This window comes from Streptomyces sp. CNQ085, from assembly GCF_022614595.1.
Classification (GTDB): domain Bacteria; phylum Actinomycetota; class Actinomycetes; order Streptomycetales; family Streptomycetaceae; genus Streptomyces.
This window is the reverse complement of the sequence record NZ_JAJFAU010000095.1, coordinates 1-19,044: the sequence shown is the minus strand read 5'-3', so window position 1 is coordinate 19,044 and position 19,044 is coordinate 1. Positions and strand designations below refer to the sequence as shown.

General features: G+C 70.3%; 17 protein-coding genes, 1 rRNA gene and 1 riboswitch. Of the genes, 4 read left to right on the top strand and 14 right to left on the bottom strand.

Annotated elements, in window-relative coordinates; genetic code table 11:
• Nucleotides 1-166: 166 nt before the first annotated feature.
• Nucleotides 167-997 carry a PhzF family phenazine biosynthesis protein gene (locus LJ221_RS16285; protein ID WP_241717456.1) on the top strand — a complete coding sequence of 277 codons (831 nt, stop codon included), beginning with the start codon at nt 167-169 and terminating at the stop codon, nt 995-997.
• Between the two features lie 51 nt (nt 998-1,048).
• Here the strand turns inward: LJ221_RS16285 and LJ221_RS16280 are convergent, their stop codons facing one another.
• Together LJ221_RS16280 and LJ221_RS16275 are read right to left on the bottom strand one after the other, a co-directional pair.
• On the bottom strand, nt 1,049-1,888 hold the full coding sequence (locus LJ221_RS16280; RefSeq protein WP_374228477.1) for a CPBP family intramembrane glutamic endopeptidase: 840 nt from the start codon (nt 1,886-1,888) through the stop codon (nt 1,049-1,051).
• A gap of 172 nt (nt 1,889-2,060) precedes the next feature.
• The gene (locus LJ221_RS16275; protein WP_241717455.1) at nt 2,061-3,557 is read right to left on the bottom strand and encodes a glutamate--cysteine ligase; all 1,497 of its coding nucleotides are present in this window, start codon (nt 3,555-3,557) and stop codon (nt 2,061-2,063) included.
• Nucleotides 3,558-4,096: 539 nt separating this feature from the next.
• On the opposite strand from LJ221_RS16275, the gene LJ221_RS16270 reads away from it, so the two are divergent.
• Entirely contained in the window at nt 4,097-4,687 is a 591-nt protein-coding gene (locus LJ221_RS16270) for a hypothetical protein (protein ID WP_241717454.1), read from the top strand.
• A 324-nt stretch (nt 4,688-5,011) separates the two neighbouring features.
• Nucleotides 5,012-5,251: a DUF5999 family protein gene (locus LJ221_RS16265; protein WP_302852017.1), complete on the top strand. Its 240-nt coding sequence runs from the start codon at nt 5,012-5,014 to the stop codon at nt 5,249-5,251.
• Here the strand turns inward: LJ221_RS16265 and gcvP are convergent.
• A complete protein-coding gene (gene gcvP, locus LJ221_RS16260) occupies nt 5,194-8,100 on the bottom strand; it encodes an aminomethyl-transferring glycine dehydrogenase (protein WP_241717452.1) in 2,907 nt (968 codons plus the stop codon). The two genes, LJ221_RS16265 and gcvP, sit on opposite strands and share 58 nt — an antisense overlap.
• Before the next feature lie 181 nt (nt 8,101-8,281).
• Nucleotides 8,282-8,379: riboswitch (glycine riboswitch) on the bottom strand.
• Nucleotides 8,380-8,537: 158 nt separating this feature from the next.
• Here gcvP and LJ221_RS16255 point away from each other — a divergent pair.
• Nucleotides 8,538-8,915, top strand: coding sequence for a PRC-barrel domain-containing protein (locus LJ221_RS16255; RefSeq protein ID WP_241717451.1), 378 nt, complete (start codon nt 8,538-8,540; stop codon nt 8,913-8,915).
• On the opposite strand, the gene LJ221_RS16250 is transcribed toward LJ221_RS16255, so the two are convergent.
• The 11 genes from LJ221_RS16250 to rrf form a co-directional block, all read right to left on the bottom strand.
• Nucleotides 8,831-10,288 (bottom strand): DNA polymerase IV, encoded by a 1,458-nt coding sequence (locus LJ221_RS16250; RefSeq protein WP_241717450.1) that lies wholly within the window; start codon nt 10,286-10,288, stop codon nt 8,831-8,833. The two genes, LJ221_RS16255 and LJ221_RS16250, sit on opposite strands and share 85 nt — an antisense overlap.
• A 71-nt stretch (nt 10,289-10,359) precedes the next feature.
• Nucleotides 10,360-10,959, bottom strand: coding sequence for a MerR family transcriptional regulator (locus LJ221_RS16245; protein ID WP_241717449.1), 600 nt, complete (start codon nt 10,957-10,959; stop codon nt 10,360-10,362).
• Nucleotides 10,960-11,143: 184 nt separating this feature from the next.
• Nucleotides 11,144-11,617, bottom strand: a complete 474-nt coding sequence (locus LJ221_RS16240; protein ID WP_241717448.1) for a bifunctional nuclease family protein — start codon at nt 11,615-11,617, stop codon at nt 11,144-11,146.
• A 76-nt stretch (nt 11,618-11,693) separates the two neighbouring features.
• Nucleotides 11,694-12,434: a MerR family transcriptional regulator gene (locus LJ221_RS16235; RefSeq protein ID WP_241717447.1), complete on the bottom strand. Its 741-nt coding sequence runs from the start codon at nt 12,432-12,434 to the stop codon at nt 11,694-11,696.
• Between the two features lie 53 nt (nt 12,435-12,487).
• On the bottom strand, nt 12,488-13,297 hold the full coding sequence (locus LJ221_RS16230) for an FHA domain-containing protein (RefSeq protein ID WP_241717457.1): 810 nt from the start codon (nt 13,295-13,297) through the stop codon (nt 12,488-12,490).
• Between the two features lie 123 nt (nt 13,298-13,420).
• Complete coding sequence (locus LJ221_RS16225; RefSeq protein WP_241717446.1) at nt 13,421-14,248, bottom strand: DUF881 domain-containing protein; 828 nt, start codon at nt 14,246-14,248, stop codon at nt 13,421-13,423.
• Nucleotides 14,249-14,255: 7 nt separating this feature from the next.
• Nucleotides 14,256-14,588, bottom strand: coding sequence for a small basic family protein (locus tag LJ221_RS16220; RefSeq protein WP_093658545.1), 333 nt, complete (start codon nt 14,586-14,588; stop codon nt 14,256-14,258).
• Nucleotides 14,585-15,493 carry a DUF881 domain-containing protein gene (locus tag LJ221_RS16215; protein ID WP_241717445.1) on the bottom strand — a complete coding sequence of 303 codons (909 nt, stop codon included), beginning with the start codon at nt 15,491-15,493 and terminating at the stop codon, nt 14,585-14,587. Before LJ221_RS16215 ends, LJ221_RS16220 begins: the two co-directional genes overlap by 4 nt.
• 103 nt (nt 15,494-15,596) lie before the next feature.
• Nucleotides 15,597-18,092 (bottom strand): mannose-1-phosphate guanyltransferase, encoded by a 2,496-nt coding sequence (locus LJ221_RS16210; RefSeq protein ID WP_241717444.1) that lies wholly within the window; start codon nt 18,090-18,092, stop codon nt 15,597-15,599.
• Nucleotides 18,093-18,208: 116 nt separating this feature from the next.
• On the bottom strand, nt 18,209-18,817 hold the full coding sequence (locus LJ221_RS16205; RefSeq protein WP_241717443.1) for a CDP-alcohol phosphatidyltransferase family protein: 609 nt from the start codon (nt 18,815-18,817) through the stop codon (nt 18,209-18,211).
• A 150-nt stretch (nt 18,818-18,967) separates the two neighbouring features.
• Nucleotides 18,968-19,044, bottom strand: a 5S ribosomal RNA gene (rrf, locus tag LJ221_RS16200); the annotation flags it as partial.

Below are 19,044 nucleotides of genomic sequence, written 5' to 3'. Positions count from 1 at the left end.
CCCCCCCCCCCCCCCCCCCCCCCCCCCCCCCCCCCCCCCCCCCCCCCCGCGTCCTGACACGTGCCCGCACATCGCCCGGTCAGTCCTCACCGCCAGGGCTCCTTCCGGGCCATCCGGCCGCCATTGGCCGTGGCCGGCGCCGCCCGGGCCTTCTACGCTGCCGATCATGAGGATTCGTATCGTCGACGCCTTCGCCAGTCGGCCCTTCACGGGCAACCCCGCCGCCGTCGTGCTCCTGGACTCCGGGCCGTTCCCCGGTGACGACCGGCTCCAGAGACTCGCCGCCGAGGTCAACCTCTCCGAGACCGCCTACGCCCGCCCGCTGCCCGGGAGTTCCGAGGCCGACTGGGCACTGCGCTGGTTCACCCCCGTCACCGAGGTGAACCTCTGCGGCCACGCCACGCTCGCCACCGCCCATGTGCTGCGCTCCACCGGCGCGGCGGCCGGCGCCATCCGGTTCGCCACCCGCAGCGGCATCCTCACCGCCGAGACGGCCGCCGACGGATTGATCACCCTGGACTTCCCCACCGCCCCGCTCACCGAACTGCCCGTGGGCGAGAACGTCCGCGCGGCCCTGGGCACCGATGTGCTCTCCGCCCACGACACCGGTCCCGACACCGGCGATCTGCTGGTCGAGCTGGCCGATGAGAAGACCGTGCGCACCCTGACGCCCGACCTCGCCGCCGTGGCGCGGCTGAGCCATCGCGGTGTCATCGTCACCGCCCAGGCCTCGGGCGACGGCGGAGGCCGGGGCGGATACGACTACGTGTCGCGCTTCTTCGGCCCGGCCGTCGGGATCGACGAGGACCCGGTCACCGGCAGCGCCCACACCGCGCTCGCGCCTCTGTGGTCGGGCCGGCTGGGCCGGGATTCCCTCACCGGTCTCCAGGTGTCGGCCCGCACCGGCCTGGTGCGCACCACCGTGCACGGCGACCGTACCCTCCTGACGGGCGGTGCCGTGACCGTCATCGACGGGGAGCTGCTGGCCGGACCGTGATCCGGTGCGCCCACCGCCGCACCACCGGACGGGGCGGGCCGTCGGCGGCCGTCAGCCCGTGGGCAGCCAGCCCACCCGGCCCGCCAGCAGCGCGTACCCGACGAACGCCACGATGTCGATCAGGGCGTGCGCGGCGACCAGCGGCCCGACCCGCCCCCATCGGCGGTACAGCCACACGAAGATCACGCCCATCACCACGTTGCCGACGAACCCGCCGATCCCCTGGTAGAGGTGGTACGTCCCGCGCAGCAGCGAACTGGCCGCCAGTGCCGCCGCCGGGCTCCAGCCCAGCTGATCGAGCCTGCGCAGCAGGTAGCCGACGACGATGACCTCCTCGACCACGGAGTTCTGGATCGCCGAGGCGATCAGCACCGGGATCTTCCACCACACCTCCGGCAGCGACTCGGGCACCACCGTGAGGTTGAAGCCACCCGCCCGCGCGCCCAGGTAGAGCAGCAGACCGCTGCCTCCGATACCCGCCGCCACCACCGTGCCCCGGCCCAGGTCGGACCAGGGGCGGCGCAGGTCGAAGCCGATCGCGCCCAGCCCCGGTCCGCCTCCGGCTCCGCCCGCGGACCCTTCCGGTCCCTCGCGTGTCAGGAGGTGGGCGACGAGCAGGACCGGCACCAGGGCGGTGGCGATGCCGAACAGCTGCCAGGCCAGGTCCAGCCAGGGCCGGTCGGGGGCGTACGAGCCGTTGAGCCGGGCCGCCTGGTCCTTCAGGCCGCCCGGCCTGGTCAGCGCCCCGACGAAGCTGATGAGCGCCGACAGGGCGCTCGCCCCCAGCGACAGTGCCAGCACCAGCAGCGTCTCACGGCCCAGTGTCCGCCGTGCCGGTGTGCCGCCTCCGCCCCCCGGTCCCCGCTCCGGTCCGTGTTCCTCGTCGCGCACGCCCGCTCGCACCTGCGCCTCCCGCTTCGCCGTTCGTCCGTTCCGTACCTGGAACGACACAGCTTGCCCCACTGCTCCCGCCGCCGGACGGCAGGCCCGGACAAGGGCGGAGGGAAGGGGGCCGGGGGTGGGGGTGGGGGAGCAGCCGGAAACGCTCCGTGTCCACCGGGGGCTACGGACCGGCCGGCCAGCCGTGCACGGGCTCCCCGGTGCGTGCCAGTTCGCAGTAGCGCCGCACCGTCGCCGCCAGCGCCTTCTCCCGGTCCAGTCCGCTCTCCAGCGCCCGGTGGTAGGCGTCGGCCTGCCAGGAGGCCCCGTTGACCCGGCGGCGGCAGCGCTCCTCGACGACCGACAGGTAGCGGTCCCGGTCACCGGGTTCGATGCCCCAGACGTCCAGGCCCCGGGCGGCCTTCGGCAGCAGTTCCTCCAGCACCAGCCGGTCGACGGGCACGGCCGACAGCTTCCCTCCGCGGCCGGGGCGGGGCCACCACAGCCTGGCGTCCATGCCGTGGCGGCAGGCGACATCGAAGTTCTCGGCGGCGGCGGAGAACGGCATCCGGTTCCACACCGGGCGCGGGTCGTCGGCCAGCGCGCGCACCAGGCCGTAGTAGAGGGCCGTGTTGGCCAGCACGTCGGTGACGGTGGGGCCGGCGGGCAGCACCCGGTTCTCCACGCGCAGGTGTGGTACCCCGTCGGCGACGCCGTACACGGGCCGATTCCAGCGGTAGACCGTACCGTTGAGCAGCGTCATCTCGGCCAGTGAGGGGACACCGCCGGCGTCCAGCACCTCCAGCGGTTCCTCGTCCGCGCAGACGGGCAGCAGCGGCGGGAAGTAGCGGCTGTTCTCCTCGAACAGCTCGTAGGCCGAGGAGATCCACCGCTCGCCGAACCAGGTCCGCGGCCGCACCCCCTGCGCGATCAGCTCCGGCTGCCTGGTGTCGGTGGCCTGGAGGAAGAGCGGGGGGCGGGACTCACGCCACAGCTCACGGCCGAAGAGGAAGGCCGAGTTGGCGCCCACGGCGACCTGGACGGCGGAGACGGCCTGGGCGGCGTTCCACACATCGGCGAAACGTCCGGGGGTGACCTGGAGGTGGAGCTGCACGGAGGTGCAGGCGGCCTCCGGCGCGATGGAGGACGACGCGTACCTCAGGTGCTCCACACCTTCGATGTCCAGGACGACCTCCTCACCGCGGGCGGTCATGATCTGGTCGTTCAGCAGGGTGTAGCGGTCCGCGGCGGTGAGGTTCGCCGACACCAGGTGGTCTCCCGTGAGGGTCGGTAGAATACCGATCATCACAATGCGTGCGTCGACCTCCGCGGCTTTGCGATCCGCATATGCCAGACCGGTGCGCAGCTCCTCGGCGAGCTGGTCCAGCACTCGCCCGGAGAGCCTGTGCGGAAGGATGTTCACCTCAAGATTGAACTGCCCCAATTCCGTCTGGAAATCCCGGCTCGCAATGCGCTCCAGCACCTGCGCGTTCATCATCCGGGGCATCCCCTCGGTATCCGCGAGGTTCAGCTCGATCTCCAGTCCCATGAGATCGCGGGGGCGGTCGAAACGCTGCTCCTCCAGCAGCCGCCGCAGCCCTTGGAGACACCTTTGGTGCTTGTCCCGGTACCGTCGGCGATCGGACAGGACGAACCCGCCGGCCTCGACCTTCTCGCCCATCGATGCGTCCCTCCTGCAGTGGACCGTGACCGGATGATGCCCCGCGGATGCGAGAGATAACGCCCCGTGCGACAGTGAGGGTTCGGTAAGCTGGACTCGGGCTTTCGCGGGGCACATTCCCGTGTCATACATCGGAGATACGCCACCGCCCTCGGCTCGTTGACATCCGCCCGCTGACGCCGAACCCGCGGACCCCGTCCGAGGGAAACGACGAACGGATACGGACGACCGCACGGTCATCCGCTTTCCAGGTCAACGGTCGTCCATACCAGGACTCGCAGGTGAAACGCCGCCGAAAAATGTCCGGATGAGCTCTTGCCGGTAACATGCGGGACAGCTAGCCGAAACACCGCCTGAACAACCTTCGTATAAACTCCACGAAAGCGGCTGAGACGCGACCCGATGGCGGGCGCGCATCCGCCGCCTCTTCTCCTCACGCTTTCCTTCCGGGCCTTCCTCACGGCCCTTCCGTACGCCGACAGCGCCGTCCGCGCCAGCAGCTGAGCACCACCGTGTCTCCGATCGAGAGGCGACCCACCATGTCCCTGCGTGTCCAACCGGCCCCGGCACCCGCTCTGCGCAGTGTGCACGCGGCCCTCGGTTCCCCTGCCGGCCTCCGGGGCGACGCCGTCCCTCCCGGCCTCCGGGCCCGGACGGGACCGGTGCACCCGGACCTCTCCCTGCCGCTCCACGTGCTGAGCGGGATCACCGCATCCGCGAGGCCGCCCCGCACCAGGCTGGCGGGCTGGCGCTTCCTGCTGCGGGACTCGCATGGCGTGGTGGGCGCCGCCGATACGATGCTCACTGCGGACGGTTGGACGTTCTCCCACTTCTGCGAGGGGCCGTTCGTCGCCTCGGCCGAGGCCGCCCTGAGCCGCACCGAGACGCTGCCCGCGGCCTACCAGCCGCGTCTGCTGTCAGTACCGGAGCTCTACATGCTGACGCTGTGGCTGCACGGCGACACGGAGGCCGACGCCGCCGACGGCTCGCCCGCCCCGGCGGACCTGCTGGTACCACTCGCCCCGGCCCCACCGGGTATCGCGGCGCACCGGCCGCACCGCGTCGACGGCCTGCTGCCCCTGCTGACCAGGCGGCTGGCACCCTCGCCCCTGATGGGCACGCCCGCCTGACCCGCCGCGACACGGCCCGGTGGCGGGCCGGACAGCGACAGTGGCGCCCCGCAGCCGACCGGCCGCGGGGCGCCACTGTCGCTTCCGCCCTCTCGAACAACTAGTCATTCACGGCTCCGATATCACCCGAACGGATGATTCCGGTACGGGTAACCGCCCTTAGTAAGGAGCACATCGCCAGGACGTGGGGGGAAGCCGCGGCGAAATCCCTGCGGAGTTCCGGCCGCGGGACAACACTGGGGGCATCGACCAGGAAATACGGGGGCGGTCATGAACCACACGTCCAATCGAAGCACCACCACATCGCAGCGAGAGAACTCCACCATGTGTCAGCACCAGCCACCCTGCCCCTCAGCCGACTCCGCCGACCGGGAGGCCGCCCACCTCGTGGCCCACCACCCGGAGCAGGGATGGAGCCTGCTGTGCAACGGCGTCCTGCTCTTCGAGGACACCGGCGAACTACTGCCTGACGGACAGGTCGTCGCACCGCACCGGCCGACCGCGGCTCAGCCGTCGTACTCGTCCATCGGGGGACAGGAACAGACCAGGTTGCGGTCACCGTAGGCGCCGTCGATACGCCGCACCGGCGGCCAGTACTTGTCGGCCGCCGTGACACCGGCCGGGAACACCGCCTCCTCACGCCCGTAGGAGTGCTCCCAATCACCGGCAAGCTGTGCGGCGGTATGGGGCGCGTTGCGCAGCGGATTGTCCTGCGCGTCCCACTCCCCCGAGGCGACCTTCTCGATCTCGGCCCGGATCGCGATCATCGCGTCGCAGAAGCGGTCCAGCTCCGCCAGGTCCTCGCTCTCGGTGGGCTCGATCATCAGCGTCCCCGCCACGGGGAAGGACATCGTCGGGGCGTGGAAACCGTAGTCGATCAGCCGCTTGGCCACGTCGTCGATGCTGACACCGGTGGCCTTGGTCAGCGGGCGGACGTCGATGATGCACTCGTGCGCCACCAGGCCGCCCGGGCCGGTGTAGAGCACCGGGTAGTGCGGCTCCAGCCGCTTGGCCACATAGTTGGCCCCGAGCACGGCCACCTGGGTGGCGCGGCGCAGCCCTTCGGCGCCCATCAGCCGCACGTACGCCCAGGAGATCGGCAGGATACCCGCCGAGCCCCAGGGCGCCGCCGAGATCGGACCCACGCCCGTCCCGGGACCGGCGGCCGGCTGGAGCGGGTGGTTGGGCAGGTACGGCGCCAGGTGGGAGCGGACGGCCACCGGGCCCACGCCCGGGCCGCCGCCGCCGTGCGGGATGCAGAAGGTCTTGTGCAGGTTCAGGTGGGAGACGTCCGCGCCGAACTTCCCCGGCTTGGCCAGGCCCACCAGGGCGTTGAGGTTGGCCCCGTCCACGTAGACCTGACCGCCCGCCTCGTGCACGGCCGCGCAGATGTCGGTGATGTGCTCCTCGAACACACCATGGGTGGAGGGGTAGGTGACCATCAGCACCGCCAGTTCCTCGCGGTGCTCGTCAATCTTGGCCCGCAGGTCCTCGACGTCCACGTCGCCGTTCTCGCCGGTCCCCACGACGACGACCTTCATCCCGGCCATCACGGCGCTGGCGGCGTTGGTCCCGTGCGCGGAGGAGGGGATCAGGCAGACGGTACGGCCGGCCTGGCCGTTCGCCCGGTGGTACGCCCGTACCGCCAGCAGGCCCGCCAGTTCGCCCTGGGAACCGGCGTTGGGCTGGACGGAGACCTTGTCGTAGCCCGTGACCTCGGCCAGCCGCTCCTCCAGTTCGCGGATCAGCGTCAGGTACCCCTCGGCCTGCTCTGCGGGCGCGAAGGGGTGCAGTGCGCCGAACTCCGGCCAGGTGACCGGCTCCATCTCGGTGGTGGCGTTGAGCTTCATGGTGCACGAGCCCAGCGGAATCATGCCGCGGTCCAGCGCGTAGTCCCGGTCGGCCAGCCGACGCAGGTAGCGCAGCATCGATGTCTCGGAACGGTGCCGGTGGAAGACCGGGTGGGTCAGGTACTCGTCGGTACGCAGCAGGGAGGCGGGCAGCACCTGGCCGGCGGCCTCGTCCAGCGCCTCGGCGTCCCCGGTCCCGGACTCCACGCCGAAGGCGCCCCACACGGCGGCGAGCTGCGCGCGTCCGGTGGTCTCGTCGCAGGCGACGCCGACGTGGTCGGCGTCGGTCAGTCGCAGGTTGACCCCGGCCTCACGGGCGGCGGCGACGACCTCGGCGGCCCGGCCCGGCACCCGTGCGGTGACGGTGTCGAAGAACGTGTCGTGGACGACCTCGACACCGCCCTCGCGCAGCCCCTGGGCGAGGACCGCGGCGTATCGGTGGGTTCGGCGGGCGATGGCGGCCAGCCCGTCGGGGCCGTGGTGGACGGCGTACATCCCCGCCATCACGGCGAGCAGCACCTGGGCGGTGCAGATGTTACTGGTGGCCTTCTCCCGGCGGATGTGCTGCTCCCGGGTCTGCAGGGCCAGTCGGTAGGCCTTGGCCCCGTCGGCGTCCACCGAGACGCCCACCAGTCGGCCGGGCAGGCTGCGCGCGAACTTCTCCCGCACCGCCATGAACCCGGCGTGCGGTCCGCCGAAGCCCATCGGTACGCCGAAGCGCTGGCTGGAGCCCACCGCGATGTCGGCGCCCAGCTCGCCGGGGGAGATCAGCAGGGTCAGGGCGAGCAGGTCGGCGGCGACGGTGACGACCGCCCCCAGTCCGTGCGCCTCCTCGATCACGCCGCGCAGATCGCGTACGGCACCGGAGGCCCCCGGGTACTGCAGCAGCACGCCGAAGACGCCGCGTTCGGCGGCCTCGGCGGGGATGCCGTCGGAGAGGTCGGCGACGACGATCTCCACTCCGGTGGGCTCGGCGCGGGTCTCGATCACGGCGATGGTCTGCGGCAGGCAGTCGGCGTCGACCAGGAAGACGCCCTGCCTGACCTTGCCGACGCGCCGGGACAGTGCCATGGCCTCGGCCGCCGCGGTGCCCTCGTCCAGCAGCGAGGCCCCGGAAGTCGGCAGCCCGGTCAGATCGGCGACCACGGTCTGGAAGTTCAGCAGCGCCTCCAGACGCCCCTGCGAGATCTCCGGCTGGTACGGGGTGTAGGCCGTGTACCAGGCGGGGTTCTCCATGACGTTGCGCAGGATGACCGGCGGGGTGAAGGTGTCGTGGTAGCCCAGGCCGATCATGGAGTCCAGCGCCTGGTTGCGTCCGGCCAGGAAGCGCAGTTCCGCCAGGACCTCCGCCTCGCTGCGGGCCGCGGGCAGGGCCAGCGCCTCGGTGCTCCTGATCACCTCGGGTACGGCGGCGGCCGCCAGCTCGTCCAGCGACCCGTAGCCGACCTGGGCGAGCATCTTGGCCTGCTCACCGGCATCGGGGCCGATGTGGCGCTCCTCGAAGGGAGTGCCCCGCTCCAGCTTCGCGAGGGAGGTGGCGGGAGGAGTGCGGTCTGCTGTCATCTGGAGGCCTCCTGGTCTGCACGACCTGCGAGGGGCACCGCGGCGCGGGTGCCCCGACGGCCTCCCCCTCTGTCATCGCGACCTGAGAGCTTCACCGGTCCGCGCGCGGCCCGGTTTTCACCGTCGGTGAGGAGGGGCTGCGGCGTCGTCCGTCGTGGCCCGCCCTGCTTTCCAGAGTGACCTCACCCGCGCGGTACGTGAGCCTGAGAGATTCCGGGGAGGATTTGCTCCTTCGGCGCCGCCGGTGCTTTCACCGGAGGACTCTCCCGCTCGGGGTCAACAGCCACTTCAGAGCCTACCAGCGCCCGGTGGCGCCGGTCTTGCCGCGGACGCCACGCCCTGCCCGAGTGGCCGATGCGCCGAATGTGCCGTTTCGTTGTTTGCGGCGGCTGTTAGCGAGCAGGCGCCTCTTCGTGCGAGGAGTTGGAGGGACCACCGTGCAGACCGACATCGACCCGCGGAATCTGATAGGGCTCAAAGCGTTCGACTGCGCCGGACAGAAGATAGGGACCGTGGACGAGGTGTACCTCGACGACGCCACCGGCGTACCGGAGTGGGCGTCGGTGCGCACCGGGCTCTTCAGCCGCGACGCCTTCGTCCCGCTGGAGCCCAGCGAGGTGGCGGACGGGGAGCTGAAGGTACCGTTCGAGCGCTCCCTGGTGAAGGAGGCTCCCGACTTCGGCGTGGGCCGCCATCTCTCCCCCGAGCAGGAACTTCGGCTCTACAGCCACTACGGGCTGGGCGTGCCCGGTGCCGGCCCGCCCGCCTCCGACGAGGACATGACGTTCGGGCGGGTCGCGGGCTCCGAGTCCTGACCGTCCCACGGCGGGAGCGGCTCGGAGGACTCCAGCTCCGGATCGTCCACCACGAAGGTGCGCACCCGTCCCGGCGGCGACCCGGGCCGCTCGAACCGCACTGTCACCCGCCCCAGACCACTGCCCTGCACCCAGCCCGGTCCGTACCGCGCGTGCCGTACGTCCAGACCGGGCAGCCAGCGCCGTACCGCCTCCGCTCCCCTCCCGCCCCGCCCGGGGCCGTCCGCCGCCATGGGCGGATCAGGGCTCGGCGGCCGGACCGTGCCGGAGGAACCGGCGGCCCGGGCACCGGTCTGGGCGAACAGATCCTCCTGGGTGAAGTCGGCCAGTCCGCTCACCCCGACCCCCAGCAGCCGCACCCCTGCGGTGGTGTCCACGCCCTCGACGAGCCGGGCGGCGGCCTCCCTCACCACCGCCGGGTCGTCGGTCGGGCCGCGCAGCGTCTCGGAACGGGTGAGCGTGGAGAAGTCGTAGCTGCGGACCTTGACCACCACCGTGCGTCCGGAGCGCCCCGCCGCCCGCAGTCGCGCCACGCAGCGGTCGGCGAGCCGCGCGACCTCGGCCCGGATCCTCGCACGGTCGGTGAGGTCGGTGTCGAAGGTGTCCTCGACCGAGACCGACTTGGCGTCACGTTCGGCGACCACCGGCCGGTCGTCGATCCCTCGCGCCATCGCGTACAGCGCGCCACCGTGCGCCCGGCCCAGCAGCCGCACCAGCTCCGCCTCCCCCGCCTCGGCGGTCTCGCCGACGGTGGCTATCCCCGCCCGGCGCAGGGCCTGGGCGGTGGCGGGCCCGACACCGGGCAGCGTACGCACCGGCATCGGCGCCAGCAGCGCCCGCTCGGTGCCCGGTGGGATCACCAGCAGCCCGTCGGGCTTGGCCTGCTCCGAGGCGATCTTGGCGAGCATCTTGGACCCGGCCAGCCCCACCGAGCCGCTGAGCCCGGTGGCGGCACGGATGTCCCGGCGCAGCCGCTCACCGGCCTCGCGGGCGGTGCCGGCCGACCACCGCCCCATATCCCCTTCCGCACCGCCGGCCTGGAGATCCACGAACGCCTCGTCCAGGCTGAGCGGCTCCACCAGCGGCGACAGCTCTCGCAACAGCCTCATCACCACCTCGCTGACCCGGCGGTAGAGCCCGAAGCGGGGAGTGAGGTATGCGGCGTTCGGGCACAGCCGACGGGCCTGGGCCATCGGCATCGCCGAGTGCACACCGAAGACCCGGGCCTCGTAAGAGGCGGTGGCGACCACCCCGCGCGGCCCGAGACCACCGACGATCACCGGCTTTCCGCGCAGACTGGGTTTGGCCGCCTGCTCCACGGCGGCATAGAAGGCGTCCATGTCCAGATGCAGGACCGTCGGTGTCCCTCTCACATCCGTGATGCTGCCCTACACCACTGACAGGGGCGACGGCGGACCGGCCCCCGTGCCGTGGCCGCCCCGGGTCAACCCGCCCGGTTGCGGCGGCGCGCCAGCTCATCGGCCGGGTTGTCCCCGGCGATCGTCTCCCCGGTGTCGACCCGCTCGGCATGCAGCTGGGACAGGGCGGCATCGACATCCCGCCACACCACGCCGACCGCGATCCCGAAGACCCCCTGGCCGCCCTGGAGGAGATCCACGACCTCGTCGGGCGAGGAACACTCGTAGACCGTCGCGCCGTCGCTCATGAGCGTCTTCCGCTCCAGGCCCTCGCTCCCTCGCGAGCGCAGATGCCTCACGGCCGCGCGGATGTTCTGCAGCGACACCCCGGCGTCCAGAAGCCGCTTGACGATCTTCAGTACGACAACGTCACGGAGACTGTAGAGCCGCTGGGTGCCCGAGCCGTACGCCGGGCGGACGCTGGGCTCCACCAGGCCGGTGCGGGCCCAGTAGTCCAGCTGCCGGTAGGTGATGCCCGCGGCCGCGCACGCGGCCGGGCCCCGGTAGCCGGTCTGCTCCACCGCGGCGCCCTGCGTGGTGGAGGCGGAGTGGGCCGGAGGCCGTATGGAGGATCCGCGCAACGGATACGGATCGCCCGCCGCCCTGCTGTCGCCGGTGCTTCTCACGCCGACCCTCCGTCCTTCACGTCCCGCGGATACGCCCGGGACCTGCTCAATCGACGGTAGGCAGTCGCTCGGGGCGCGTCAACGATCGCCACACTCGGCACGCCGAGTGATAATCACCCAAGGAGTGGTTTCGCGTGTCCCCGTCGCGGGAACGAGCACTGGAATGGCCTGGCGCCGACGGCGCTCACTGGTTGCTGGTGCCGAAGTCCTCCGGGGAGATCTGGTCGAGGAACTCGCGAAACTTCTCCACCTCGTCCTCCTGCTCGTCCGGAATGGCGATCCCGGCGTCGTCCAGCACACCGTCGCTGCCGTAGATCGGTGTCCCGGTGCGCAGGGCCAGCGCTATGGCGTCGGACGGGCGTGCGCTCACCTCCACACCGCTGGCGAAGACCAGCTCTGCGTAGAAGACGCCCTCTCTGAGGTCGGTGATCCGCACAGCGGTGAGTTCCTGGCCGACCGCTTCCAGAACGTCCTTGAACAGGTCATGGGTCAGCGGGCGGGCAGGCGTCATACCCTGCTGGGCGAAGGCGATCGCTGTCGCCTCCCCCGGACCGACCCAGATGGGAAGGTACCGGTCGCCTCCCACCTCTCGCAGGAGAACGATCGGCTGGTTGGAGGGCATTTCGACCCGGACACCCACAACGTCGAGCTCGTTCACACAGCAACCCTAGGACGTGCGCGCCCCCTTTGGGTAGTCGGGCGCCCCGTGACCCGGCCCATCCGTCGGTGCGGTGTCAGCGTGGCCGCGCCTTCAGCGCCGACCGCACCAGAGTCGCGTGCAGTCGTACGGCCAGCGTCGCCAGCCCCCGCGCGGTCGTCTCGGCGTGCGCCCTGGTCTGAGGATTGCGGTGCCGCCGCAGTGGCGCCACGACCTGTTCGACCAGCCCGGCCTCCCGCTCCGCGGAAGCCTTCACCACTCGCAGATGGCGCGGCCCCAGACCATACCGGCCCAGATCCGCGACGATCCGGGCGACGGCGACTGTCTCGGCGTCGTACACGCCGTCCTCCCCGGGACCGATCAAGCCGTAGGACTCCCACTCCTCCAGTTGCTCCTCCTCCGCCTCCGCGGCGGCCAGAAGCTCGGCGCGCCCCACACGCGCCGTGCGGGGACTCCCGGCGCCGGCAGAACCGTCCGGGTCGCGATCCCACGGGGTGACGGCCGAGGCTGGTCCACCCTCCGCCGCGTCGAAGGGATCGATGACGTCGGACGGTCTCGCCGGACCGGGCAGGGCCACCTCCTCACCGCGGTCGAGCGCGTCGAGATGCTCCTTGACGACGCGCAGCGGCAGACAATGGTCGCGCTGCATCCGCAACACCCTGCTCAGCCGCTCCACGTCCGCCGCGATGAACTTGCGGCACCCCGACGGAGTTCGCTGCGGCTCCACCAGCCCCTCGGACTCCAGAAAACGGATCTTGGAGATGGTCACCTCGGGGAACTCGTCCCGCAGCAGGTTGAGCACGGCGCCGATGCTCATCGGAGCGGACTTCGCGGCGGCGGCGCCTCTGCGGGCGCCCCCGGGGCGGTGCGTCAGACGGTGCGCTGGCTCGCGAAGAAGACCAGCCGGTACTTCCCGATCTGGACCTCGTCACCGTTGTTGAGCATGACCGAGTCGATCCGCTCGCGGTTGACGTACGTGCCGTTGAGGCTGCCGACATCGGCGACGGTGAACCGGCCGTCCGGGCCACGCCGGAACTCCACGTGACGGCGGGAGACGGTCACATCGTCCAGGAAGATGTCGCTCTCGGGGTGGCGTCCCGCCGTCGTCAACTCGCTGTCCAGCAGGAAGCGGCTGCCGGAGTTCGGCCCCCGGCGCACCACCAGCAGCGCCGAGCCCATCGGCAGTGCGTCCACGGCCGCCTGGGCCTCCGGGGACAGCGACGGCAGGGCCGTCTGCCCCGTCATCTCGGCATCGTAGGCCTCGATACCCGAGATCGAGATGGTGGAGGTCGTCTCCGAGGAGCGCTCGGGTACGGCTCCACCCCGCAGCGGCGCACCGCAGTTGGAACAGAACCGGCTCGCCTCGGCGGCGCGGGTCCCGCACCTCGCACAGATCGGCAAGTCGGATCCTCCACCTGTACCAGAGGCTGATGACGCCTCGGAACCTATGCGGCCGGACACTTCCCGGTCAACAGAGACAGGGCCGTGGCCACTCGAATCGCCGCCGGGCGCGACCTCGTCGCGGAAGAGCGGACGCTCCGCCTCCTCCGCCGCGGACTCGCCACCGCGCGACGCGCGGTGCCGGGCGCCGTCCCCGGTGCTCTGACGCTTACCGAACAACTTCCCAAGAAAACTCACGGGCGATTCCCCTCGCACGAAACAGACCCGCCCGTGGGGCAGGACAGACCCTCGATGCTCACGGTGGCCGAACCGGACGTCCTCACAACGTCCCTGGCCTTCGGACAGTTTCCCTTACCCGCAGGTCGGCAAGCGCGCCGACCCCCGGTTTCTTCACGCGTCGGCTCACTGCGATGACGACTGAGCGTAGTCAGGCCGCTTCGCCGATCGCAAGGCATCCACGACGATCTTCTCTGAACGGGTTACGGACACAGTGGCCTGCTCCTTCTCCAGGGACTGGACGACGCCGCCCGGGATGTTGAGCGCCGGCTCGAGGTCCTGCGGCTTGCCGATGACCTCGAAGCTGTAGGGCGAGGCCACCTTGCGTCCGTCGATCCTGATGCCGCCGCCGCTGCCGGTGAAGTGGGTGCTCGTCACCACCCGCACATCGTTGACCTCGATGGCCTCGGCCCCCGCGGCACGCAGCTCCTGGATCGCGTCCAGCAGCATGTGCGCCTCGACCATACCCGCGGCGTCGTTCACCACCACCCGGATACCCGGCCCCTCGGCCGCGACCGTGCCCGCCAGCACACCGAGCTGCCGGGCCCTCTCCTCGGTCTGCCGACGCGCCTCCTCGGCCTGATCCGAGCTGTTCTCCAGTTCGGACTTCTGGTTCTCCAGCGTCCGCTTCTCCTCCTCCAGCCGCTGGGTGCGGCTGTCGAGCTCATCGAGGATCCGCACCAGGTCCTCCTGTCGCGCGCCGCGCAGCGGACTGTTCTCGCTGGTGGAACGGACCTGGATGGCAAGCCCCAGCCCGAGGACGAACAGCAGCAGCGCCACGGTGAGTTGGTTGCGGTTCACCCGAGGCGGCCACAGCCCGCGGATCAGCCGTTCACGCCCGCCCGGGGACGGCTCCCCGCCGCCCGGCCCGGCGTGCTCCCCCGGCCCCGCGGCGGCCCCGTCCCGCCCCTCTCCCGGGCCCCTGCCCGGCGGTGTCGTCCTGTCGTCGCTCATCGCTCACTCACGCCCGGAACACATGCCGCCGGATGGCGGCGGCATTGGAGAAGATACGGATGCCCAGCACCACCACGACTCCCGTCGACAGCTGCGCGCCGACGCCGAGCTTGTCGCCGAGGAAGACGATCAGGGCGGCCACCACCACATTCGACAGGAACGACACCACGAAGACCTTGTCGTCGAAGATGCCGTCCAGCATCGCGCGCAGGCCACCGAAGACCGCGTCCAGCGCCGCCACGACGGCGATCGGCAGATAGGGCTCGACGACCGTCGGCACCACGGGACGGACCAGGAGTCCGGCCACGACTCCCACGATGAGGCCCAGAACGGCGATCACGATGTGCTGCCCTTTCCTGTCTTCACGGGCTCTGCCGTACGAACGGTGAGACTGGACGCGGCCGGCAACCGCACCCTGTCCTGAACGGATATGGCGGTGCGGATGTCGTAGTTGTCCTCGAGTACCTCCAGGTACAACCCGTCGCTGCTGCTCCGGAAGGCTTCACTCAGGCCCTTGCCGTCGCCCACCGCGAGCAGGGCGTACGGCGGTACCAGCGGTTTGTTGTCGACGAGTATCGCGTCGCCGGCGGCGCGGATGGCCGACAGGGCCGTCAGCCGCTGCCCGTTGACCGAGATCGCCTCCGCCCCCGACTCCCACAGTCCGTTGACGACCCGCTGCAGATCCCTGTCCCGTACCCGACCGGTGTCCGCGAAGCCGGTGCTCCGGCGCGGCCCACCGCCCTCGCCCGGCCCGGAGTCCTCGGCGTCATCGACCACCAGCTTGATTCCCGGCCCCTCGACCGGCACTGCCCCGGCCAGCAGCGCGACCACTTCGCCGCGGTCGCCGCCGTGTTCCTGGAGCGCCTCGCGCTGCATCGCCGCGACCTCCTCACGGAGACCGTCCACACCGCTCTGCAGGCTGTCGGCGTCCCGGCCGCCGTCCTCGATCCGGTCGATCAGCTCCTGCCGCTCCCGTGCCTCCGTGGGCGCCTCGAAACGCGCCTGGGCAGCCCCCAGCGTGACCACCAGTGCGGCCAGGACGAGGCCGGCCGTCAGAACGAGCTTCCCGCGCAGTGTGCGGGGTAGCCCGGACCGGCCCTCGGCGCCCCGGCGGGCCGCCGCTTCCGCGTAGCCGTCGTCGAGACTGTGCTCCATCACATTGGTGAGCAGCGACATGGAGGCGTCGGGTCGCGCAGGCCTCGAGGGGGTACTCCGTGCGGGGTGCTGCTGCGACATGCCGCACATCGTCGCACGTCGAGGACCGTACCGCCGAACGGGGCTTCCACAACGCCGGAGCGCGTCCGTCCGGCGGTACGGTACCGCCGTCGTCCCGGGATCCGTCGAGCCGTCAGCGGCCGGCGCTGTCGACCACCGCCGACCACTCGTCGAGCAGCGCCTGAGCGGAAGCGTCGTCAGGCCCCTCGGCCCACAGATGGGTGACCGCCTCGGCCGGGTCCGGCAGCACCATGACCCAGCGGCCGTCGGACTCCACCACGCGTACACCGTCGGTCGTATCGACGAAACGTTCCCCCGCGGCCTCGACGACCCGGCGCATGACCAGGCCCTTCACCGCCCAAGGGGTGGCCAGGTCACGGCGCAGCACATGAGCCTGTGGGATACGGGCGTCGATCTGGCTCAGGGTGAGCTGGGTACGGGCCACGAGCCCGAGCAGCCGTACGAAGGCCGCCGTGCCGTCGAAGACACTGCTGAACTCCGGCACGATGAACCCGCCCCGGCCGTCACCGCCGAAGACGGTGGCCTCGTCCCGCCCGACCCTGGTGAGATCGTCCGGCGAGGTCGTGGTCCACTCCACCTGGGTGCCGTGATAGGCGGCCACCTGCTCGGCGATGCGGGTCGTGGTCACCGGCAGGGCGACCTTCCCGCTGCGCCGCTCCGCGGCGATCAGGTCGAGCATCACCAGCAGTGCCCGCTGATCCTCGATAATCGTGCCACGCTCGTCCACCAGGGAGATCTTCTCGCCCACCGGATCGAACCGGACACCGAAGGCCGCCCGTGCCGACGCCACGATCTCCCCCAGCCGCACCAGTCCGGCACGACGGGTCTCAGCGGTCTCGGTCGGCCGTGACTCGTCCAGTCCCGGATTGATCGTCAGCGAGTCGACCCCGAGCCGGCCCAGCAGGCTGGGCAGGACGAGACCGGCGCTCCCGTTGGAGGCGTCCACGACGACCTTGAGACCGGACTCGGCGACACCGGTGGTGTTCACCGCCCTGAGCAGCGTCCCCGTGTAGGAGTCGAACACGCTGGCCGGGAAGGTCAGGTCTCCGATCTCTCCGGGGAAGGCCCTGCGGTACTCCTGACGGGCGTAGACACGGTCCAGCTTGCGCTGCCCCGCCTGCGAGAGGTCGGCGCCCCGCTCGTCGAAGAACATGATGTCGACGGAGTCGGGAACGCCCGGCGTCGTACGGATCATGATGCCGCCGGCGCTGCCTCTCGCGGTCTGCTGCCGAGCCACCGGCAACGGCACGTTCTCCAGGTCCCGCACGTCGATGGCGCTCGTCTGGAGGGCGGAGATCACGGCGCGCTTCAGAGCGCGTGCGCCCCGGGAGTGGTCACGGGCCGTGGTGACCGTCGATCCCTTCTTCAGCGTCGTGGCGTACGCTCCGGCCAGTCGCACGGCCAGCTCCGGCGTGATCTCCACGTTGAGGATGCCGGAGACGCCTCGGGCACCGAACAGATGGGCCTGGCCTCGCGACTCCCAGATGACCGACGTGTTGACGAAAGCGCCCGCCTCGACCGTCTTGAAGGGATAGACCCGGACATTGCCCTGGACGATGGACTCCTCGCCCACCAGACACTCGTCACCGATCACCGCGCCGTCCTCGATCCGGGCGGCGCGCATCACATCGGTGTTCTTGCCGATAACACAGCCGCGGAGGTTGGACTGCGGACCGATGTAGACGTTGTCGTGGACGACGGCCCTGTGCAGGAACGCACCGCTCTTGACCACCACGTTGGAGCCGATGACCGTGTGCTCCCGCAGTTCGGCGTCAGCCTCGACCTTGGCATAGTCGCCCACGTACAGCGGACCGCGCAGCACCGCGTCGGGATGGACCTCCGCACCTTCCGCGATCCAGACCCCCGGGGAGATCTCGAACCCGTCGACCTCGACGTCGACCTTCCTCTCCAGAACGTCGGCCTGCGCCTTCACATAGCTCTCGTGAGTACCGACGTCCTCCCAGTACCCCTCGGCGACGTAGCCGTACACCGGCTTGCCCTCCTTCATCAGCTGAGGGAAGACGTCACCGGACCAGTCCACGGGGACATCGGGGTCGACGTAGTCGAAGACCTCCGGTTCCATGACGTAGATGCCGGTGTTCACGGTGTCGGAGAAAACCTGGCCCCAAGTGGGCTTCTCCAGGAACCGCTCCACCTTTCCGTCGTCGTCGACGATGGTGATGCCGAACTCGAGTGGGTTGGGCACTCTCGTGAGGCACACGGTCACCATCGCACCGCGCTCTCGATGGAAATTGATGAGCTCGGTCAGATCGAAGTCGGTGAGCGCGTCACCGGAAATGACGAGGAAGGAATCGTCCTTGAGGGCTTCCTCTGCGTTCTTGACGCTGCCCGCGGTGCCCAGAGGCTTTTCCTCATTGGCGTAGGTGAGCTCCATTCCGAGCTCCTCGCCGTCACCGAAGTAGTTCTTGACCAGGGAGGCCAGGAACTGTACGGTCACCACGGTCTCGGTGAGACCATGCCGCTTGAGCAGCCGCAACACGTGCTCCATGATGGGCCTGTTGGCCACTGGCAGCAACGGCTTGGGCATACTCGCGGTCATCGGGCGAAGGCGAGTTCCTTCGCCACCGGCCATTACGACGGCCTTCATGTCGGAAGCGTCCTCCTTGAAGAGACGGCATACACGCCGACTGTGCCTGCCCGAAGAGACCCGTGAATCCGCTAAAGGGCCACTCGGGTCTCGCAGCCCCCGACGAGAGACAGGGCCTAGTCGACTGCGGCGTCCGCCTTGACAAGCCGGCGGACTTGAACCACATAGAGGATTCCTGCCCACCAGTACAGGGTTGTACCCCAGCCTGCGAACGCCCATCCGAAAATAGCAGCCAGTGACGGAAGCCATCCACTCCCGTCACTGAGGAGCAGCAGCGGGAAGGCGTACATCAGGTTGAAGGTGGCAGCTTTCCCCAGGAAGTTGACCTGAGGTGGCGCATACCCACGGCGGTCCAGGATCCAGACAGCGACCAGCAGCATGAGCTCACGCGCCAGGAGTAGCGTCGTGAGCCAGAGTGGGAGGATGCCACGCCACGTCAGTCCGACCAGAGTGGAGAGCACATACAGCCGGTCGGCCGCCGGATCGAGAACGCGGCCGAGACCGCTGACCTGGTTCCAGCGGCGGGCCAGCTTTCCGTCCAGATAGTCGCTGATGCCGCTGAACGCGAGCACGAGTAGCGCCCAGCCGTCGGCGTTGGGACCTCCGAACTCCGGCCAGAGGATCAGCCACAGGAAGAGCGGCACTCCCACGAGCCGCGCCATGCTAAGGATGTTGGGGATGGTGAGGACACGGTCCGTCTGGACGCGTGTCTCCTGGGCCTCCACCCGGCACCTCCTATGAGTCCGTGCCAACGCTGCCTCCTGACCTTACCCTCAGCCCGAGTACAGGCACGAAAGGGGGCCCGGAGGACGGGACTCTCGTGAACACGGGAAAGCCCCGCCGGGCGAACCCGGCAGGGCTTTCTCTCAAATATTGTTCGGCGGCGTCCTACTCTCCCACACGGTCCCCCATGCAGTACCATCGGCGCTGAAAGGCTTAGCTTCCGGGTTCG

Bases quoted from the DNA above. Each gene is read 5' to 3' on its own strand.
- LJ221_RS16285 (WP_241717456.1), top strand. From the start codon at position 167: ATGAGGATTCGTATCGTCGACGCCTTCGCCAGTCGGCCCTTCACGGGC.
- LJ221_RS16225 (WP_241717446.1), bottom strand. From the start codon at position 14,248: ATGAGCGACGACAGGACGACACCGCCGGGCAGGGGCCCGGGAGAGGGG.
- LJ221_RS16265 (WP_302852017.1), top strand. From the start codon at position 5,012: ATGTGTCAGCACCAGCCACCCTGCCCCTCAGCCGACTCCGCCGACCGG.
- LJ221_RS16270 (WP_241717454.1), top strand. From the start codon at position 4,097: ATGTCCCTGCGTGTCCAACCGGCCCCGGCACCCGCTCTGCGCAGTGTG.
- LJ221_RS16275 (WP_241717455.1), bottom strand. From the start codon at position 3,557: ATGGGCGAGAAGGTCGAGGCCGGCGGGTTCGTCCTGTCCGATCGCCGA.
- gcvP (WP_241717452.1), bottom strand. From the start codon at position 8,100: ATGACAGCAGACCGCACTCCTCCCGCCACCTCCCTCGCGAAGCTGGAG.
- LJ221_RS16215 (WP_241717445.1), bottom strand. From the start codon at position 15,493: ATGTGCGGCATGTCGCAGCAGCACCCCGCACGGAGTACCCCCTCGAGG.
- LJ221_RS16210 (WP_241717444.1), bottom strand. From the start codon at position 18,092: ATGAAGGCCGTCGTAATGGCCGGTGGCGAAGGAACTCGCCTTCGCCCG.
- LJ221_RS16235 (WP_241717447.1), bottom strand. From the start codon at position 12,434: ATGAGCATCGGCGCCGTGCTCAACCTGCTGCGGGACGAGTTCCCCGAG.